This is a genomic window from Pseudoxanthomonas sp. CF125 (genome assembly GCF_900104085.1).
Lineage (GTDB): Bacteria > Pseudomonadota > Gammaproteobacteria > Xanthomonadales > Xanthomonadaceae > Pseudoxanthomonas_A.
Window position 1 is genome coordinate 943731 of record NZ_FNLD01000001.1, and the last position, 17754, is coordinate 961484.

Sequence of the window (17754 nt, forward strand, 5' to 3'; positions counted from 1 at the left end):
GAACCTTCACTCGTCGATCGCAACCCGGCTCAGCTCGCCACTGGAAAGATCGTAGCGCAGCACGGCATGGGCATCGGTCTCGGCGATCCACAGCGCGCCAGCGGCGATCGAAAGCCCGGCCACGCCGTGCAGACGCCGCGACAACGGCACGGTCGCCACTTCGCCGCCGCCCAGGCGCAAGGTGCGCAAAGCCCCGTTGCCGCTGTCGGCGATCCACAACAACGGAGAATCGGGGCTCAGGGCGATCGCCTGCGGATTCTGCAGGCGCGCGCGTTCGCGCGGGCCATCGGCAGCGCCGAATTCCCAGGAGCCCTGGCCCACCAGGGTCTGTACGACATCGTTGCGCAGCTGCAAGGAACGCACCGCCGAACCCAGCGCATCGCAGACGTAAAGCATCTGCTGCACGGCCGCCAGCGCCACCGGTTGCGCGAAGGCCGCCATCGGCCCGCTGCCATCGCGCACGTCCAAGTGGCCCGAACCGGCGCGGCAGGTCAATTCGCCACGACCCAGACCGTAGCTCCAGATCCGGTTGTCGCCAGCCAGCGCCAGATGCACTTCGTTGTCGGTGGCGAATACCGCCTGGGGCTGATTGAGCGCGATATCGCGCGCATTGGTCACGATGCCTTCCACCGGCTCGCCCGCGCGCCCGTTGCCGCAAAGAGTATCCACGCGTCCGTTGCGAAGCATGATACGGCGCAGGGCATGGTTGCCGGCGTCGGCCACGTACAGCACATCGCGCACCAGCGACAATCCTTGCGGGCGCCGGAACGCGGCCTGCTCCAGTTCGCCATCGACGAAATCGGCGGTCCCCATGCCGAACTGGCGCAGCACGCGCCCGCCGTGATTGCATTCCAGAATGCGGTGGTGGCCGCTGTCGGCCACGTACAGGCGATCGGCGGTGGCCGCGATGCCGCTGGGAAAGCGCAAGGGCAGGCGCGGCTCGGCGGCGGTCTCGCGGGTCGCAAGGGCGTCCTCGTCGGTCGGCATCGGCAGCGCATCGCACAAGGCCGCCAGCGGCCGTTCCAGCTCGGCCATCGACTCCAGCCCCACCACCCGCTCGCGTATCTGGCCGTTGGCGTCGATCAACAGCACCGTGGGCCAGGCTTCCACTTCGAACCGCTGCCAGGCATGCCAGTCGGCGTCGTGCAGGATGGGGAAAGACACGCCCTGCCGGCGCAGTTGCTTCAGCACGTACTGCGGATCGCGTTCGCAATCGAAACGCGGCACGTGCACCGCCAGCGGCTGCAGGCGGCCCTGGTAGCGGGTCTGCAGCTGGGCGACATCGCGCAGGCGCTGCCAAGACCACGCGGACCCCGCGTTGACGAAGACCAGCGCCACCACCCGCCCCCGCTGCTCGTGCAGCGAGCTCGGCGGGGCATTGAGCCATTGCAGGCTTCTGGGAAGCTCTAGGGTGGGCGCGATACTCATCTGTTTCCGATTATGCCGGAGTCCCACTCCGCGCACAGGCGGGCCACGACCGCCCGTGCGGCCGAATCGACCAGTCGCCAAGCGTGCTCGAATTCGGCCGGTCCGCCGGTATAGGGGTCTGGAACGGCGCAGCCCTCGTGAACACGCGCCCATTCCGTCAGCAGGACCACTTTGTTCCGCTGGGCGGGCGGAGCCTGGCGCGACACATCGCGCACGTTCTGGCCATCGGCGCACAGCAGCCAGTCGAACTCGAGGTAGTCGCGCTGGCGCAATTGGCGGGCCCGCAACATGGAGATATCCACCCCATGCCCGCGCGCGCAGGCGACGGCACGCGGATCGGGCGGCTGGCCGACATGCCAGTCGCCGGTCCCGGCCGAATCGACCTGGACCTGCCCCGCTAGCGGCGAAGCGGCGATGCGCGCGCGCAAAGCGCCTTCAGCCAATGGCGACCGGCAGATGTTGCCCAGGCAGACCACCAGCAGCTTCAATGCCCACCATCGGCCAGATAGGCTTCCGCGCGGGCCAGATCTTCGGGCGTATCCACGCCTGGCGGGAATCGTTCGGGCGTCAATGCGACCGCTATGCGGAAGCCCGCTTCCAACACGCGCAGTTGTTCCAGCGATTCGATCAGTTCCAGCCGCCCCGCCGGCATTTTCGCGAACTTGCGCAGGAACGCCGCCGAGTAAGCGTAGATGCCGATATGCCGCAGCCATTGCCCCGGCGGCAGCGTGTCGGTGCTCTGTGCGAAAGCATCGCGATGCCAGGGGATCGGCGCGCGACTGAAATACAGCGCATCGCCCCACCCCGCCTCGCCGGTAGCGCGCACCAGCTTCACGGTATTGGGATCGAACAGGACGGCGGCTTCGGTCACCGGCGTCGCCAAGGTAGCCATCTGTGCACCGCTGGCGGCCAGGGTTTCGGCTACGGCGCGAATTCCTTGCGCGGGGGCGAACGGCTCATCGCCCTGCAGGTTCACCACCAAGGTATCGTCGCTCCAGCCGGCGATGTCGGCGCATTCGGCCAGCCGATCGCTGCCCGATGCGTGCGCAGCGGACGTCATGGCCACGCGCACGCCGCTGTCGCGCAGGGCATCGGCAATACGCTCATCGTCGGCCGCAACCCACACCTCGCGCGCACCGGCCGCCAGCGCACGGCGTGCGACGTGCACGACCATGGGCTCGCCGCCCAGCAGGCGCAATGGCTTTCCCGGCAGGCGCGAGGCTGCGTAGCGGGCGGGGATGGCGACAACGAAATCCAGGGATGTGTTCATGTCGGGTGTCGGCGTCTGGAAAGAACGAAATTGCTTTTGCTCGTCATCCCAGCGAACGCTGGGATCCATTTTGACTTTGCCTTTGCTTGTTTCTAGGTAAGGCAAAGGGCCAAATCAAGATCAAGATGGATCCCAGCGTTCGCTGGGATGACGGGCGATATAAGCGAAATGGCAGCCGTGAGAAATGGATTCTACTTCTGGACAAGCCTGACTTCGCTCGGCTGCCCGGTCCGCTTGTCCGGCAACTTGTCCAGCAGCGCCACCCAGAAAGCTTCCGGCAGCTCCGCGCTCACCGGAACGCTGTAATACCACTCGTTGGCGAAGCCCGCGCACTTGACCGCATCCTTTTCCGTCATCAACACAGGCAACTCGCTGCCGAAATCGAAGTCGCCGGGAACATAACGATGGTGGTCGGCGAACGCATGCGGCACTACGCCTATGCCGAGCGCGCGCAGCATCTCGAAAAACCGCTTCGGATTGCCGATTCCGGCCACCGCATGCACGCGATGGCCGCCGAACGAGGCAAGTGACCGGCTGCGGCCGCCCTGCAACGGCACTGCGTTGTCGGCGCGCAGTTGCATGGACCATTCTCCGAAACTGGCGTCGCCTCCGTTCACCACACGGAAATCGCAGTCGGCGCCGCGCTGCGCCGGTTCGCGCAGGGGGCCGGCGGGGAGCAGCCGGCCGTTTCCATAACGGCGCCCGCCGTCTATCACTTCTATCTCCACCTCCCGATGCAGGCGGTAATGCTGTAGGCCGTCGTCGCAGACGATCACATCGCAGCCGGCAGCGATGAGCGCGCGCGCAGCGGAGACGCGGTCGCGGTCCACTCGCACCTTGGCGCCGGTGCGCCGTGCGATCAGCACCGGTTCGTCGCCGCCCTCCGAGGGCGCGGTGCCGGCTTCCACCCAGGCGGCGGCAGCTTCGTTGCGCCTTCCATAACCGCGGCTGGCCACGCCTGGAGTCCAGCCTTCCTGCTGCAACCGCTGCACCAGGGCGATGGTCAGCGGCGTTTTGCCGGTACCGCCTACCAAGAGGTTACCCACCACCATCACCGGCACCGGAACCCGGTGGCTGCGCAGAATGCCGGCACGGAACAGCTTGCCGCGTAAAGCGACCACCCAACCATACAGTCCGGCCAGCAGGCGTGCGGACAAAGGAGGCGTCTGTTCGCCGTACCAGTAGGCGGGGACTTTGTCTTGCGGCTTGCTCACTCGGCCTCGCGGAATTGCATGCCGTGCAGGTGCGCATACAGCCCGCCCCTGGCCAACAGCTCGGCGTGCGTGCCCTGCTCCACCAGCTTGCCGTGATCGAGCACCAGCACCTGGTCGGCATGCTCGATGGTGGACAAGCGATGGGCGATGACCAGGGTGGTGCGGTCCGGCATCAGTTTCTGCAAAGCGTTCTGCACCAGGCGCTCGGATTCGTTGTCCAGGGCGGCGGTGGCTTCGTCCAGGATCAGGACCGGGGCATCGCGCAGAATGGCGCGTGCGATGGCCAGGCGCTGGCGCTGGCCTCCGGAAAGCAAGGCGCCGTTCTCGCCGATGGGCGTGTCCATCTGCTGCGGCAGGCGTTCGATGAATTCCCAGGCATTGGCCGCTTCGGCCGCAGCGCGCAGCTCATCGGGACTCGCCTGCGCCCCATAGGCGATGTTGGTGCCGATGCTGTCGTCGAACAGCATCACTTTCTGCCCCACCAATGCGATCTGGCGACGCAGGTCGGCAAGCCTGTACTGGTCCAGAGGCACACCGTCGAGCATGACGACACCCGCGGTCGGCTCGTAGAAGCGCGGCACCAACCGCACCAGACTGGTCTTGCCGCTGCCGGAACGGCCGACGATGGCGGTGACCGTGCCGGGGTGCGCGGTGAAACTGATGCCGTCGAGCACCAATCCGTCGTGACCCCGGTAGCTCAGGCTTACCCGATCGAACACCAGCTCGCCGCGCGCACGCGCAATGGCGATCTGTCCGCGATCCTGTTCTTCCGGCGCATCCAGCACGCTGAAAAGGCGTTCGGCGGCGGCCACGCCGCGCGATATCTGGGTTTGGATGCTGGTGATGCGGCGCAGGGAGGGAATGATCGCCATCATCGAAGTCATCAAGGTCACGAACTGACCTGCATTCAATCTGCCGCCCAAGGCTTCGCGCGTTGCGACCCAAACGATGGCCGCCAACGCAAAGGCCGCCAGGAATTGGACTGTGCCCGACGCGAGCGCACGGGTCGTTTCGACCTTCATGTTCAGGCCGAGGATCCGATTGGCGAGCTTGGCGTAGCGCGAAGTCTCGATCGCCTGGGCGCCATGCACTTTCACATCCTGCTGCGCCGACAGCGACTGCTCGGCGCTATGCGCCATCTTGCCCATGCCGTCCTGGATACCGCCGCTGATCTTCCGGTAGCGCTTGCCCACGAAGGACACGATCACGCCTATCAGTGGAGCGATAATGACTAAAGCCAGGGTGACCTTGACGCTCATTTGCAGCATCAGGACGAACATGGCGACGATGGTCAAACTGTCGGCCACGATGGTTTTCAAGGCGTCGGCGCTGGCCTGGGTGACCTGTTCGGTATCGAAATTGAGCCTGCTCACCATTATCGGCGTGGCTTCGATATCGAAATGCGAGGAAGGCAACCGAAGGTATTTCGACAGCACCTGCTCCCGCAGATCCCGCACCACGCTGCGCCCGGTACGGGCCATGCCGTAGTCCGATACGAAAGTGGCCAGGCTGCGCATCACGAACAATCCGATGATCGCCAGCGGCAGGAACGTCGCCATGTAAGGCTCGGGTTTCACGAAGCCGCGATTCACCAGCGGATCCATCAAGCGCACGAAACCATAGCCGGCGGATGCTTCCACGGTCATGCCGATCAGCGCCGCACCGAGGAACCACTTATAGCGCCCGGTATACCCGAGCAGGCGCTTATAGATCGGCCAGACCGGCGGCAACGTCTTGCTCATTGCTTCTGCTCGGGCGCGGTGGCGATGGAGATCGTGCGGAAACCGAGCTGCCCCAGCGCATCGAGCGCGGTCACCACCGCCTGGTGCGGCGTGCGCGCATCGGCGCGCAGCAGCACCGGGCGGGCGCGGTCGCTGCCGCCGGCCGTGGCCAAGGCCTGCTTCAGCGCGTCGATGTCGGTGCGCAGCACTTCCTGGTCGCCCACGAAGTAGCGGCCCTCGGCATTGATCAGCACGCTCAACGACCTGGTCTGATCGGCCGTGGGTTCGCCCTTCGCATTGGGCAGTTGTAGCTGCAAGGTGGAGCGCGCGTCGAAGGTGGTTGTGATCACGAAGAAGATGATCAGCACCAGGATCACGTCGATCAACGGGATCAGGTTGATTTCGGGTTCGTCGTGAGCGCGGTCGTCGCGGATGCGCATCTGCTGGCTCAGCCCAGTGCCGTCGCGGCGGCGGAGTCGGCCGAAGCCGCCCGGGTACGCGCGGCGACCACCGCCCTGGCGTCCAGTGCGTCCAGCAAGGCGGTGGCCTGCTGTTCCATGTCGATCACATAACCAGCCACGCGGCCACGGAAATAGCGGTGGAACATCAATGCCGGAATCGCCACGATCATGCCCGTGGCCGTGCACACCAGCGCCTTGCCGATGCCGCCGGCCAGCTGGTTCACATCGCCCACGCCATGGTCCAGGATGCCAAGGAACATCTGGATCATGCCGACCACGGTGCCCAGCAGGCCCAGCAATGGACCCGCGGCGGCGATGGTGCCCAGCGTATTCAGGAACTTCTCCATCCGGTGCACCAGATGCCGGCCGGTATCTTCGATGCGTTCGCGGATCTGGTCGCGCGGGCGGTTGCGCATGTCCAGCGCCGCGGCCAGCAGGGCGCCCAGCGGCGAGTTGTGGCGCAGGGATTCGATGTGGGCCGGATCCAGCTGGCCGCGCGCGGCCCAGCTGCGTACTTCCTCGCCCAGGTTAGGGGGCAGCACTTCCTTGCGCCGCAGGGTCCAGAACCGCTCGATCACTATCGCCAGCGCCAACACCGCCAGCAACAGCAAGGGAATCATGGGCCAGCCGCCGGCCTTGACCAATTCCAGCACTTTCAGTCCTCCGGCACTCGGGGCCGTTCGTTCGCAGGCCGATAGGATAGCGTAGCCGCCCGCCGCAGCCTCACCGCATCCCAAAGCCGGGCCTGGTCGCTGCGCCTTTCACGCAGCTGAAGCCCCTGCCCGCCCAGCCAAAGGCGGATCGCGCCGCTGTCGGCGGTGTTCAGCACTTCGGCGCCATGAACCTGCCAGCGGTCCACGACTTCCCGTCTGGGGTGGCCGAAACGGTTGGCGAAGCCCGCGGACACCAACGTCAGGCGCGCGCCCGTGGCCGCAACGAAAGCCGGATCGGAAGATCCGCCGCTGCCGTGATGGGCCGCCAGCACCACCTCGGCGCGAAGGCTGGCGGGATCGCGCCGCAGCAATTCGCGCTCGATCACGTCGCCTATGTCGCCGGTCAGCAATACCGCCCCGTGTCGGGTTTCTATCCGCAACACGCAACTGGCTTCGTTGCCGAGATAAGGAAAGTGCCGGGTTGGATGCAACAAGCGGAAGCCCACCCCTTCCCATCGCCATGACTGCCCCGCCACGCACGCCGAGTCGGCGGGCACCGGCGAGCCTTCCGGGGTCAGCGAGTCGCCTATTGGAAGCAAGGCGCTCACCGAGGCGAAACCGCCCGCGTGATCGTTGTCGCCATGACTGAGGACAACCCGGTCCAGCCGCGCTACGCCCAGCGCGCGCAATGCCGGCACGACTGCGCGCTCGCCGGCATCGAAACCATCGGGCACCGCCGGGCCTGTGTCGTACAGCAGCGCGTGGTCCGCGGTGCGGATCAGCACCGAGAGGCCCTGGCCCACGTCGATCACCAGCAATTCCACTTCGCCTTGCGCCGGCGATTCCAGGTCAGGCCACAGCAACGGCAACCACAGCAATACGCCCAGCCACTTGCCCGGCACGCCGCGCGGCAACAGCAGCCAGAACGCGCCCAACAAGGCCAACGGCAAGGCATACCAGGCCGCTTCGGGCAACCACCACAGAGCAAAGCGGCTTTCCGCAAGCGCCGTGAACAGCGGCCAGGTCAGATCGAAGCACCAGGCCGCCGCACGCCAAGCCCAGTCGCCCGCGCCTGTATGCACGGCTTCCAGCGCGGTGCCGGTCAGCGACAGGGGAACGACGACCAGACTCCACCAGGGAATCGCAACCAGATTGACCAAAGGCCCCACGGCCGAGGCCTGGCCGAATAACGCCACCGTCAGCGGTAGCAGCCCGAGTGTGGCTGCTCCCTGTGCGGATAGGAAGCCTTTTGCCCAGTGCTGCGATTGCGGCAAGCACCACGCCAACCAGGCCACGCCCGCGAAACTGAGCCAGAAGCCCGCAGCCAGCATCGACAAGGGATCGAAGAGCAGGACCGCGATCACCGCCAGCGCCAGCGAATCGACCACCCGCACCGGACGCCTCGAAAGCCTGGCAAGCACCACTACCGCGATCATCAGGACAGTGCGCGTAGTGGGCAGCGCGAAGCCGGCGAGCGCGGCGTAGCCCACTGCCCCTAGCAACCCCGCCAGCCCGGCGACCTGCGGCCGCGGTATACGTCGCGCCCAGCCGGGAACCCATCGCCACAATCCGGCGCCGAGCAAAGCAAAGAACCCTGCTACCAGGCCAACATGGAAACCGGAAATGGCGATGAGGTGGGTCACGCCGGCCGCGCGCAGGATCTCCCAATCGTGGTCTTCCAGACCACGCGTATCGCCCAACGCCAGCGCGCGGACATAGCGCGAGGAAGCGGAAGGTACGGCGGTCCCGATGCGTGCGGACATGCCCTCGCGCCAGGCGTCGATACCTTTCGGTTTCGACCGTTGGCGCGCCAAGCCGGCTTCGCGTACGTATCCCGTGGCAGCGATGCGTTGGGAAAGCGCATGGCGTTCGCTGTCGAATCCGCCCGGGTTGCTCAGCCCTCGCGGCGCACGCACTTGCACCACCATTTTCCAGCGCGCGCCGGCGCGTAGCCGCATTCGCGGCCCGGGCTCCTTCGCATCGAAATCGTCGTACCAGGAAAGCTGCAGCAATTTTCCGCGCAGGGGTTCCGGCTGGGCATTGCCATCGTCCACCCGGAACCGGAAGCGCGTGCGCCGCAACTCGGCTTGAGGAAGGTCGTCGATGCGTCCTTCGACGACCAGATCGCGCTTTTCCCAGGAGGGCGGAAGTTGTGCGGAGAGCGTCAGCATGGCCTGCAATCCGGCCCAACCGAACCCGATCAGGCACGAACCCAGCCAGCGCCAACGCAGTCCACGCCACCACCACACCGTTCCCGTGGCGATGAAGATGGCCAGGATCGGCCAAGGAAGCAGAACCGGCGACAGCAGGCAGGCACCGGCGCCCACAAGCAATGCAATGGCGCTGGCGGCGCTCAAGACAGAGGCAATTCCGTTGCCTGTGGACATGAAGGGATCCGTTGCAGATCGGTCTGGATGATCGAAGATGACCGCATCGGCCAGCCAACGTCATCAGCGCATGCCCTCGGCTCAGGTAGGAAAGAGCCGACCCTCGATCTTTGTAGAGCCGAGCTTGCTCGGCTGCTCTGGGCATGGAATCAAAAGCAGCCGAGCAAGCTCGGCGCTACAAAGCCATTGGCCTCAGACGTCGGAGGCCGGCAGTTCGCGCAGACGCCCTTCATGCAGTTCCAGCACACGGTCCAGCTTGCGTGCCAGACGACGGTCGTGGGTCACCAGCACCAGGCTGGTTTTCTGCGCGCGGTTGAGTTCCAACATCAGCTCGAACACGGTCGCGGCGGTCTTCTCGTCCAGATTGCCGGTGGGCTCGTCGCCGAGCACGCAGGCGGGCTGGTTGACCAGGGCACGGGCGACAGCGGCGCGTTGGCGCTCGCCACCGGAAAGCTCGCCCGGCTTGTGTTCGACGCGGTGGCCCAGCCCTACTTGCTGCAGCAATTCCTTGGCGCGCTGGGCGGCGGCCCCGGCATCGGCGCCGCCCAGCATCACCGGCATCATCACATTCTCCAGCGCCGTGAATTCGGGTAACAGATGGTGGAACTGGTAGACGAAACCGAGTGCGCCGTTGCGCAGTTGCCCGCGCGCGGCATTGGAAAGCGCCGACATCTTCTGCCCCGCCACGTAAACCTCGCCCGCGGTCGGCGTATCCAGGCCGCCCAGCAAATGCAACAGCGTGCTCTTGCCCGCGCCCGAGGCGCCGACGATGGCCACGGTTTCGCCCGCCTGCACCGACAGGTCCAGGCCGTCGAATACCGGCGTCCTCATCTTTCCTTCGGCGTAGGTCTTGGCCAGCTTCTCGGCGCGCATGACCTCGCCGGCGGCGCTTTTGCTTGCGCTTTCCGATGCCCAGGACTTACTCATAACGCAGCGCCTCCGCCGGGTCGGTACGCGCTGCGCGCCAGGCCGGATACAGGGTGGCCAGGAAACTCATGGCCAGGGCGATCATCGCGATCACGGCTACATCGCCGCCTTGCAGGTCGTAGGGCAAACCGGTGATGTAGTAGACATCGGCCGGTAGCAGAGTGACGTTGAAAGTGGACTCGATCAGGCCCAGGATCGATTCCAGATTGATGGTCAGCAGCACGCCGCCCACCACGCCCAGCACGGTACCGATGATGCCGATCAGCGAGCCTTGCACCATGAACACCTGCATCACCCCGCGCGGGGTCAGGCCCAGCGTACGCAGGATGGCGATATCGGCCTGCTTGTCGGTGACCAGCATCACCTGCGAGGACACCAGGTTGAACGCGCCCATGGCGATGATCAGCGACAGCAGGATGCCCATCACCGTCTTTTCCATCTTCAGCGAGCTGTATAGATTGGCGTTTTCGCTGGTCCAGTCGCTGATCCGGTATGGGCCGCGCAGGTTCTCGGCCAGATCGCGCGCCACATTCCAGGACTGATCCATGTCGTAAAGCTTCAGGCGCACGCCGGTGACGCCGTCGCCCATTTTCAGCACACGCTGCAGGTCGGACATGTTGACCACAGCCAGGCCCTTGTCGATTTCGTTGTAACCGGCCTCGAATACGCCGCTGACCTTGAAACGCTTCATTTTCGCCACCGCACCCATCGGCGTGGACTGCGCGTCGGCCAGCATCACCACCACGCTGTCGCCGGGACCAACGCCCAGCCATACCGCGAGTTCTTGGCCCAACACGATGTTGAACGAGCCGGGCGTGAGCGAATCCACGCTGCCGCGCTTCATTTTCTCGGCCAGCACAGACACTTTCTTTTCTTCGGCCGGGATTACGCCGCGGATCATCGCCGGCTGGTTGCGCACGCCCTCGATAAGCGCCTGGATATCCACATACGGCGCGGCCCCTTCCACCCGCGGATCCTGCTTGGCCACCGCCACCGCATGCGGCCAGTCCTGCATCGCATCGCCGGCCGCGCTGACCGTGGCGTGGGCGGTCATCTGCAGCATGCGGTCGCGGATCTCGCGTTGGAAGCCGCTCATCACCGACAGCGTGGTGATCAGCACGGTCACGCCCAGGGCGATGCCGAGGATCGAGGCCAGCGAGATGAAGGAGATAAAGCCATTGCGGCGTTTGGCGCGCAGGTAACGCAGGCCGATGGCGACAGGGATGGGTTTGAACATAGACCGCTATGGTGCCACTTGGCGATGGTGTCGCGAAGCATCCAGGCTGCCGGCGGCCAGACGCAGTTCACGTCGGCGTGCCGGGGGAAGCGTATCCGGCCACCAGGACAGGCGCTGCAGCCTGCCCTGCCGGTCCCGCCACAGCAGGAACGCCAGGGGGCCGCGCCACTGCACCCGCGCCTGCTCGATGGGCAGGCCGTCCAACGTCGCCGGCAACTCATTGCCCGGCAGAAACAGCGCATGGCTCGGCAATCTTGATTCGCGCCGCGCCCGCCAGCATGCGTAAGCCAGCGCAGATACCGCCAACGGCCAGGCCGCCGCGCGCGGCATGCCCGAGGCCAACACCGCCAATGCGGCGAGCAGGCCCAACGCGAACAGCGCGCCGATCAACCAGCGCGAGGGGCGCCATTCAAGGCGGCAGCTGACGGATGCGCTGGATAAGCGATGCGAGTGCGTCATCGGGACATTGCTCGTAACCCATGAACCAGCGCCAGAGCTTATCGTCTTCGCAATCGAGCAACCGTAGGAAAACCCCGCGCTCGGCATCGGAAGCGCGCACCCATTCGCGGTCGAGGTAGCGCCCGAACAACTGGTCCAGTTCGCGCATGCCGCGCCGGCAGCGCCAGCGCAGGCGCTTCAGCTCAATCTCGTCTGCCTCGCTCATCCGCGCAACAGGCCCACCGCAAGCACCGCCCACAGCACCCACACCACGCAGGTGGAAAGCACATACACAGTGAAGCGATGCATGACCTTGTTGTAGCTGCACTGGATCAGACTGTGCAGCACACGGCCGGCCACGAAACCCCAGGCGAGCCCAAGCACGAGCGGTGTCGCTTGCTGGGTCAGGTAGGCCACGATCAGCGCCAGATAGAACAATACCGGCACTTCGAACAGGTTGCTGAAGTTGTCGGCGGCACGGGTATCGACCAGGCGCGCAGACTTCTGCGCCGAAGTGGCCACCGCCTGTGGATGGATGCGCAGGCGCCGCATCTCGGGGATGCGCACGTAGTACAAGCGCACCCAGACAATGAAAGTCAGGGCGACCATGGCCCCCATGGGGTGGAAGATTTCCTTTCCGATCATTCGCAACCCCCGAAATCGTCATTCCCGCGAAGGCGGGAACCCAGTGTCTTTGCTCTTACCTTCTGCGACTCGGCCGAAACTACAAGATTCCCAGTTGTTGCCGAAGTGATCGTCAACAGCAAAGTCGCTGGGTTCCCGCCTTCGCGGGAATGACGAGCAGGAGGATTACGCCCGGCGCGCCAGCATCAGTTTCTTGATTTCGGCGATGGCAAGCGCCGGATTCAGACCCTTCGGGCAGGTCCGCGCGCAGTTCATGATGGTGTGGCAGCGGTACAAGCGGAAAGGATCTTCCAGGTCGTCCAGGCGCGCGCCGGTGTCTTCGTCGCGCGAGTCGACGATCCAGCGGTAGGCCTGCAGCAGGATCGCCGGACCCAGGTAGCGCTCGCCGTTCCACCAGTAGCTGGGGCACGAGGTTGAGCAGCAGGCGCACAGGATGCATTCGTACAGACCGTCGAGTTGCTTGCGATCTTCCGGCGACTGCAGGCGTTCGCGATCCGGCGGTGCCGCGGTCTGGGTGCGGATCCACGGCTTGATCGAAGCGTACTGCGCATAGAAATGGGTCAGGTCCGGAACCAGGTCCTTGACCACTTCCATGTGCGGCAGCGGATAGATCGGCACTTCGGCTTTGTCGCAATCCTCGATGGCCTTGGTGCACGCCAGCGTATTGGTGCCGTCGATGTTCATCGCGCAGGAACCGCAGATGCCCTCGCGACACGACCGGCGGAAGGTCAGCGTGGGGTCGATCTCGTTCTTGATCTTGATCAGCGCGTCCAGAACCATCGGGCCGCATGCGGCCAGATCAACCTCATAGGTGTCGGTGCGCGGGTTCGCATCGTCGTCCGGGTTCCAGCGGTACACCTTGAAGGTGCGCGGCTGCTTGGCGCCCTTGGCCGGGAAGTGCTTGCCCTTCTGGACCTTGGAGTTCTTCGGGAGTGTGAATTCGGCCATTGCTTAGATCCGGGAATGGGGATTGGGGAATCGGGAATGGGAGAAGCGGAAGGCGAAAAGCGGCAGAACTGCGCTTTTACGATTCCCGATTCCCGACTCCCTATTCACGGCTTCATCAGTAAACGCGCGGCTTCGGCGGCACCACATCCACGTCCTTGCTCAACGTGTACATGTGCACCGGGCGGAAATCGAAACTGCACTTGCCCTTCTCGTCCACGTTGACCAGCGTGTGCTTCTGCCAGTTGACGTCGTCGCGGTCGGGAAAGTCCTCGTGCGCATGCGCGCCGCGGCTTTCGTGGCGTTGTTCGGCCGAATTGATGGTGGCCACAGCATTGAGCAGCAGATTGTGCAGCTCGTAGGTTTCCAGCAGATCCGAGTTCCAGACCAGCGAACGGTCCGACACCTTCACATCTTCGAACGAATTGAAGATATCGGCCATCTTGTCGCAGCCTTCCTTCAGCGTCTTGGAGGTGCGGAACACCGCCGCGTCGTTCTGCATGGTGCGCTGCATGTTGTCGCGGATCACCGAGGTGGGCGTGCCGCCATTGGCGTTGCGCAGCTTGTCCAGGTGCGAAAGCGCCTTGTCGCAAGCGTCGTCGGCCAGTTTGCTGTGTGGGCCGCCAGTCTTGATGGTCTCGGCGCAGCGGTTGGCGACCGCGCGGCCGAACACCACCAGATCCAGCAGGGAGTTGGAACCCAGGCGGTTGGCGCCATGCACCGACACGCAGGCCGCTTCGCCGATGGCGTACAGGCCCGGCACCACGGAATCGGGGTTATCGCCGACTTTCCGCACCACTTCGCCGTGGTAGTTGGTCGGGATGCCGCCCATGTTGTAGTGCACGGTCGGCAGCACCGGAATCGGCTGGGTAGCGACATCGACACCGGCGAAGATGCGCGCGCTTTCGGCGATGCCCGGCAGTTTCTCGTGGATCACTTCCGGTCCCAGATGGGTCAGGTCGAGCAGGATATGGTCCTTGTGCTCGCCCACGCCGCGGCCTTCGCGGATCTCGATGGTCATCGAACGCGACACCACGTCGCGCGAAGCCAGGTCCTTGTAGTGCGGTGCGTAGCGCTCCATGAAGCGCTCGCCGTTGCTGTTGCGCAGGATGCCGCCTTCGCCGCGCACGCCTTCGGTGATCAGGCAGCCGGCGCCGTAGATGCCGGTGGGATGGAACTGCACGAATTCCATGTCCTGCATCGGCAGGCCGGCGCGCAGGGCCAGCCCGCCACCGTCGCCGGTGCAGGTGTGGGCGGAGGTGGCGCTGAAGTAAGCGCGGCCGTAGCCGCCGGTGGCCAGCACCACGCCCTGGGCGCGGAACAGGTGCAGCGTGCCTTCGGCCATGTCCAGCGCCAGCACGCCCTTGCAGGCGCCTTCTTCGTCGAAGATCAGATCCAGCGCGAAGTATTCGATCATGAAGCGCGCGTCGTGCTTCAGCGACTGCTGGTACAGCGTGTGCAGCATGGCGTGGCCGGTTCGGTCGGCCGCGGCGCAAGTGCGCTGGGCCGGCGGGCCTTCGCCGTATTTGGTGGTCATGCCGCCGAACGGACGCTGGTAGATCTTGCCTTCCTCGGTGCGGCTGAAAGGCACGCCGTAGTGTTCCAACTCGACGATCGCGGGAATGGCCTCGCGGCACATGTATTCGATCGCATCCTGGTCGCCCAGCCAGTCCGAACCCTTGATGGTGTCGTAGAAGTGGTAGCGCCAGTCGTCTTCGCCCATGTTGCCGAGCGCCGCCGAGATGCCGCCCTGCGCAGCGACCGTATGCGAACGGGTCGGGAACACTTTGGTCAGGCATACGGTCTGCAGGCCCTTGGCCGCCAGGCCGAAAGTAGCGCGCAAGCCCGCGCCACCGGCGCCGACCACCACCATGTCGTATTTGTGTTCGGTGATTTTGTAAGCCGAAGTCATGTATTAGCTTCCCAACGCAATGCGGACCACGGCGAAAACGCTGGCCAGCGCGCCAAGGATGCAAATGAAGTACACCGCGATCTGCGCGGTCAGTGCCAGGCCATGGCTGTGCACGTAATCTTCGATGACGACCTGGATGCCCAGTTGCGCGTGCCAGAACATCGCCACCAGGAAGGCCACCAGCAGCGTCGCATTCCACGGTTTGGCCACCGCGTCGGTGGCGGTCAGATAGTCGGCATGCAGCAGCCCGACCACGAAGTACAGGAACCAGCAGGCCAGGAAGATCAGCGCGATGGCGGTCAGGCGTTGCACGATGAAATGGTGCGTACCCTCCTTCGCCGAACCCAGACCGCGCACATCCTTCAACGGGGTGCGGTAACGATGGTTCATAGCCAGCCTGCCTTCGACGCGACCGCGCCCCAGAGGATGGCGGTCAGCACAAAGCTGCCGATCACCGACAGCCAGCCATTACGGATAAAGGCCGGGATGCTGAAGCCAAAGCCAGCATCCTGCACTAGGTGGCGGATGCCGTTGAGCAGGTGGTAGGCGAAGGCCCAGGTCCAGCCGAACAGAACGGCCAGCCCAAACCAGGAGCCGGCCAGCCTGCGTACGCAGTCCCAGGCTTCGGGGCCGCTGGCCAGGGCCAGCAGGGCGCCGGCGATGAGCAGCGCGCCGACGGCGAGGATGATTCCGGTAGCCCGATGGACGATGGAAGTCGCCATCTGGATCTGCCAGCGGTACACCTGCAGGTGCGGTGAAAGCGGACGTTGTCGGGTCGCCATTCGCTGGGCTCGTTGTCTCGGCTGGGCGGTCTCCGTAGGACCGCGTTGGCTGGGCAGGCGTTATTCGATGACCGGTGGATCAGAAATCGATGCAACGTCCGTTTTTCTCCCAATCCCCGTAACGCGTCGGCTCGGGACCGTCGCGACCACCGATTTCCTTCGGTGTTACCGCTTCCTGCTCCACAGACTCCCTTTCAGGCTGCTGTGTTCCGGGTACGGGATCGGGAATGGAAGGGGTTTCGCCTATCATGTTGTTCTCGCAACGCACAAAATTTTAATCCTCCCCCTCTTGCCTGACAACCTGCCCGTCTCCGCTGCGCCTTTCTTTGCCCTGCCCGACCATACGGTGGTCGCGCTGGACGGGCCGGACGCGACTGCCTTCGCGCAGGCCCAATTCGCCAACGACGTGATCGCGCTGCCGCCGGGAAACTGGCAGTGGAACGCCTGGCTGACCCCCAAGGGCCGCGTCATTGCGGTGTTTGCGCTGCTCAAGCCGGCCCAGGACCGGGTCCTGCTGTTGCTGTCCGACACCGATGCCGGCGAGTTCGCCGCGCAGTTGCAACGCTTCGTATTCAGACGAAAGTTGAAGATCGCCGTGGCGGACGGCTTGCAGGTCAACGGTGCCTTCCAAAAGCCGGATTCGGCCGAAAGTGCGCGGATCGGTATCCTCGGCGAGGAGCTCGAGCTCGATTACGGCGGCGACCAACAACCTCGCACCGTGCGCCTGTCGCCGACTGCCGCCCCGGCCCGCGAATCCGACCTGCAGGCGCGCTGGTTCGCGCAGGATCTGCGTGCCGGGTTACCGCGTTTGCCTGCAACGCAACGCGAGCAATGGACGCCGCAACAACTGTCGCTGGAACGCCTGCATGCCTTCAGCGTGAAAAAAGGCTGCTATCCGGGCCAGGAAATCGTGGCGCGCACGCATTTCCTGGGCAAAGCCAAACGCGGTCTGGCACTGTTCGAAACCGATGCGACGCCGGCGACCGGCGACACCGTCAGCGACGGCGGCAAGCCTTTAGGCCAGATCGTATCCGTGCTGCCCGCTTCTCCCTCATTGGCGCTGGCCGTGTTGCCTCTGGAGCGCGGGCCAGGATCGCTGAGCGCGGACGGCGCGCAATTGCGGGAAATCGCCTTACTGGACGGATTGGCGCGGTAGCAGTCCGCGCGCCCAAGTCGATAGCGTGCCCTATCGCAGCCACGCCTCGAAGCGATCCAGGAACAACAGCAGACGTTTGCGCACGCGCTCGTCGACGATGTCCCCAGCCCCATCCAGTAGCCCCTCTTTGAACTGGATGGCGATCTCGGGCTGTGGCAATACGGCCACATCCACCGCCGCCAGCACATTGCGCAGATGCTGCTGCGAAGACACCGTGCCGTGCGCGCCCGGCGAAGTGCCGATGATCGCCGCGCGTTTTCCAGTGAAGGTCTTGCTGCCGGCGGGCCGGCTGGCCACGTCGATCGCATTCTTCAACACGCCGGGCATGGAGCGGTTGTATTCGGGCGTGACGAACAGCAGCGCATCGGCTTGCTCTATCTCCGCCTTGAAGCGCAGACCCGCCGCTGGAAAATCGGTATCGTCATCCTGGTTGTAGAGCGGCAGATCGCCGATCTGCAGGATGCGGAATGCGAACCGCTCCGCCGCCAGTTTTTCGACGGCGCTGGCCAGTTGGCGATTGAACGACGCGGAACGCAAGCTGCCGATGATGATGGCGACGTTGGGGGCTGTCATGGGTA

The 17754-nt window shown here is 64.9% G+C and carries 20 protein-coding genes; 1 reads left to right on the plus strand and 19 read right to left on the minus strand.

Features of this window, described 5'->3' with window-relative positions; translation table 11 throughout:
- Nucleotides 1-6: 6 nt before the first annotated feature.
- The 18 genes from BLR66_RS04060 to BLR66_RS04145 form a co-directional block, all read right to left on the minus strand.
- Entirely contained in the window at nucleotides 7-1428 is a 1422-nt protein-coding gene (locus BLR66_RS04060) for a redoxin domain-containing protein (RefSeq protein ID WP_093280324.1), read from the minus strand.
- Nucleotides 1425-1916 (minus strand): low molecular weight protein-tyrosine-phosphatase, encoded by a 492-nt coding sequence (locus BLR66_RS04065; RefSeq protein ID WP_093280325.1) that lies wholly within the window; start codon nucleotides 1914-1916, stop codon nucleotides 1425-1427. Before BLR66_RS04065 ends, BLR66_RS04060 begins: the two co-directional genes overlap by 4 nt.
- Nucleotides 1913-2698, minus strand: a complete 786-nt coding sequence (kdsB, locus tag BLR66_RS04070) for a 3-deoxy-manno-octulosonate cytidylyltransferase (protein ID WP_093284318.1) — start codon at nucleotides 2696-2698, stop codon at nucleotides 1913-1915. The genes BLR66_RS04065 and kdsB overlap by 4 nt, the downstream gene beginning before the upstream one ends.
- Before the next feature lie 191 nt (nucleotides 2699-2889).
- The gene (lpxK, locus tag BLR66_RS04075) at nucleotides 2890-3912 is read right to left on the minus strand and encodes a tetraacyldisaccharide 4'-kinase (RefSeq protein WP_093280326.1); all 1023 of its coding nucleotides are present in this window, start codon (nucleotides 3910-3912) and stop codon (nucleotides 2890-2892) included.
- The gene (gene msbA / locus BLR66_RS04080; RefSeq protein ID WP_093280327.1) at nucleotides 3909-5654 is read right to left on the minus strand and encodes a lipid A export permease/ATP-binding protein MsbA; all 1746 of its coding nucleotides are present in this window, start codon (nucleotides 5652-5654) and stop codon (nucleotides 3909-3911) included. Before msbA ends, lpxK begins: the two co-directional genes overlap by 4 nt.
- A complete protein-coding gene (locus tag BLR66_RS04085) occupies nucleotides 5651-6073 on the minus strand; it encodes an ExbD/TolR family protein (protein ID WP_093280328.1) in 423 nt (140 codons plus the stop codon). The genes msbA and BLR66_RS04085 overlap by 4 nt, the downstream gene beginning before the upstream one ends.
- Nucleotides 6074-6081: 8 nt before the next feature.
- A complete protein-coding gene (locus BLR66_RS04090) occupies nucleotides 6082-6747 on the minus strand; it encodes a MotA/TolQ/ExbB proton channel family protein (protein ID WP_093280329.1) in 666 nt (221 codons plus the stop codon).
- 2 nt (nucleotides 6748-6749) lie between these two features.
- Nucleotides 6750-9134, minus strand: a complete 2385-nt coding sequence (locus BLR66_RS04095; protein ID WP_093280330.1) for a DNA internalization-related competence protein ComEC/Rec2 — start codon at nucleotides 9132-9134, stop codon at nucleotides 6750-6752.
- Between the two features lie 192 nt (nucleotides 9135-9326).
- A complete protein-coding gene (gene lolD, locus BLR66_RS04100; RefSeq protein WP_093280331.1) occupies nucleotides 9327-10061 on the minus strand; it encodes a lipoprotein-releasing ABC transporter ATP-binding protein LolD in 735 nt (244 codons plus the stop codon).
- Nucleotides 10054-11298 (minus strand): lipoprotein-releasing ABC transporter permease subunit, encoded by a 1245-nt coding sequence (locus BLR66_RS04105; RefSeq protein ID WP_093280332.1) that lies wholly within the window; start codon nucleotides 11296-11298, stop codon nucleotides 10054-10056. The genes lolD and BLR66_RS04105 overlap by 8 nt, the downstream gene beginning before the upstream one ends.
- Nucleotides 11299-11304: 6 nt before the next feature.
- Nucleotides 11305-11757: a hypothetical protein gene (locus tag BLR66_RS04110; RefSeq protein WP_093280333.1), complete on the minus strand. Its 453-nt coding sequence runs from the start codon at nucleotides 11755-11757 to the stop codon at nucleotides 11305-11307.
- Nucleotides 11708-11962, minus strand: a complete 255-nt coding sequence (locus BLR66_RS04115) for an FAD assembly factor SdhE (protein ID WP_093280334.1) — start codon at nucleotides 11960-11962, stop codon at nucleotides 11708-11710. The genes BLR66_RS04110 and BLR66_RS04115 overlap by 50 nt, the downstream gene beginning before the upstream one ends.
- Nucleotides 11959-12381, minus strand: coding sequence for an MAPEG family protein (locus BLR66_RS04120; RefSeq protein ID WP_093280335.1), 423 nt, complete (start codon nucleotides 12379-12381; stop codon nucleotides 11959-11961). The genes BLR66_RS04115 and BLR66_RS04120 overlap by 4 nt, the downstream gene beginning before the upstream one ends.
- 165 nt (nucleotides 12382-12546) lie before the next feature.
- Complete coding sequence (locus BLR66_RS04125; protein WP_093280336.1) at nucleotides 12547-13329, minus strand: succinate dehydrogenase iron-sulfur subunit; 783 nt, start codon at nucleotides 13327-13329, stop codon at nucleotides 12547-12549.
- Nucleotides 13330-13444: 115 nt separating this feature from the next.
- Nucleotides 13445-15238, minus strand: a complete 1794-nt coding sequence (gene sdhA / locus BLR66_RS04130; RefSeq protein WP_093280337.1) for a succinate dehydrogenase flavoprotein subunit — start codon at nucleotides 15236-15238, stop codon at nucleotides 13445-13447.
- A 3-nt stretch (nucleotides 15239-15241) separates the two neighbouring features.
- Nucleotides 15242-15628, minus strand: a complete 387-nt coding sequence (gene sdhD, locus BLR66_RS04135; RefSeq protein ID WP_093280338.1) for a succinate dehydrogenase, hydrophobic membrane anchor protein — start codon at nucleotides 15626-15628, stop codon at nucleotides 15242-15244.
- Nucleotides 15625-16020, minus strand: a complete 396-nt coding sequence (gene sdhC / locus BLR66_RS04140; protein ID WP_093280339.1) for a succinate dehydrogenase, cytochrome b556 subunit — start codon at nucleotides 16018-16020, stop codon at nucleotides 15625-15627. Before sdhC ends, sdhD begins: the two co-directional genes overlap by 4 nt.
- 79 nt (nucleotides 16021-16099) lie before the next feature.
- Nucleotides 16100-16270, minus strand: a complete 171-nt coding sequence (locus BLR66_RS04145; RefSeq protein ID WP_093280340.1) for a DUF1674 domain-containing protein — start codon at nucleotides 16268-16270, stop codon at nucleotides 16100-16102.
- Between the two features lie 39 nt (nucleotides 16271-16309).
- Between BLR66_RS04145 and BLR66_RS04150 the strand changes: the two genes are divergently transcribed.
- Nucleotides 16310-17176, plus strand: a complete 867-nt coding sequence (locus BLR66_RS04150) for a CAF17-like 4Fe-4S cluster assembly/insertion protein YgfZ (protein ID WP_093280341.1) — start codon at nucleotides 16310-16312, stop codon at nucleotides 17174-17176.
- Between the two features lie 30 nt (nucleotides 17177-17206).
- On the opposite strand, the gene BLR66_RS04155 is transcribed toward BLR66_RS04150, so the two are convergent.
- On the minus strand, nucleotides 17207-17749 hold the full coding sequence (locus BLR66_RS04155; protein ID WP_093280342.1) for an NADPH-dependent FMN reductase: 543 nt from the start codon (nucleotides 17747-17749) through the stop codon (nucleotides 17207-17209).
- Between the last annotated feature and the right edge of the window lie 5 nt (nucleotides 17750-17754).

Coding starts and splice junctions, on each gene's coding strand:
- kdsB (WP_093284318.1), bottom strand. CDS start 2,698: ATGAACACATCCCTGGATTTCGTTGTCGCCATCCCCGCCCGCTACGCA.
- BLR66_RS04120 (WP_093280335.1), bottom strand. CDS start 12,381: ATGATCGGAAAGGAAATCTTCCACCCCATGGGGGCCATGGTCGCCCTG.
- BLR66_RS04060 (WP_093280324.1), bottom strand. CDS start 1,428: ATGAGTATCGCGCCCACCCTAGAGCTTCCCAGAAGCCTGCAATGGCTC.
- BLR66_RS04095 (WP_093280330.1), bottom strand. CDS start 9,134: ATGTCCACAGGCAACGGAATTGCCTCTGTCTTGAGCGCCGCCAGCGCC.
- BLR66_RS04145 (WP_093280340.1), bottom strand. CDS start 16,270: ATGATAGGCGAAACCCCTTCCATTCCCGATCCCGTACCCGGAACACAG.
- BLR66_RS04110 (WP_093280333.1), bottom strand. CDS start 11,757: ATGACGCACTCGCATCGCTTATCCAGCGCATCCGTCAGCTGCCGCCTT.
- msbA (WP_093280327.1), bottom strand. CDS start 5,654: ATGAGCAAGACGTTGCCGCCGGTCTGGCCGATCTATAAGCGCCTGCTC.
- sdhD (WP_093280338.1), bottom strand. CDS start 15,628: ATGAACCATCGTTACCGCACCCCGTTGAAGGATGTGCGCGGTCTGGGT.
- BLR66_RS04105 (WP_093280332.1), bottom strand. CDS start 11,298: ATGTTCAAACCCATCCCTGTCGCCATCGGCCTGCGTTACCTGCGCGCC.
- lolD (WP_093280331.1), bottom strand. CDS start 10,061: ATGAGTAAGTCCTGGGCATCGGAAAGCGCAAGCAAAAGCGCCGCCGGC.
- sdhC (WP_093280339.1), bottom strand. CDS start 16,020: ATGGCGACCCGACAACGTCCGCTTTCACCGCACCTGCAGGTGTACCGC.
- BLR66_RS04115 (WP_093280334.1), bottom strand. CDS start 11,962: ATGAGCGAGGCAGACGAGATTGAGCTGAAGCGCCTGCGCTGGCGCTGC.
- sdhA (WP_093280337.1), bottom strand. CDS start 15,238: ATGACTTCGGCTTACAAAATCACCGAACACAAATACGACATGGTGGTG.
- BLR66_RS04085 (WP_093280328.1), bottom strand. CDS start 6,073: ATGCGCATCCGCGACGACCGCGCTCACGACGAACCCGAAATCAACCTG.
- BLR66_RS04125 (WP_093280336.1), bottom strand. CDS start 13,329: ATGGCCGAATTCACACTCCCGAAGAACTCCAAGGTCCAGAAGGGCAAG.
- BLR66_RS04155 (WP_093280342.1), bottom strand. CDS start 17,749: ATGACAGCCCCCAACGTCGCCATCATCATCGGCAGCTTGCGTTCCGCG.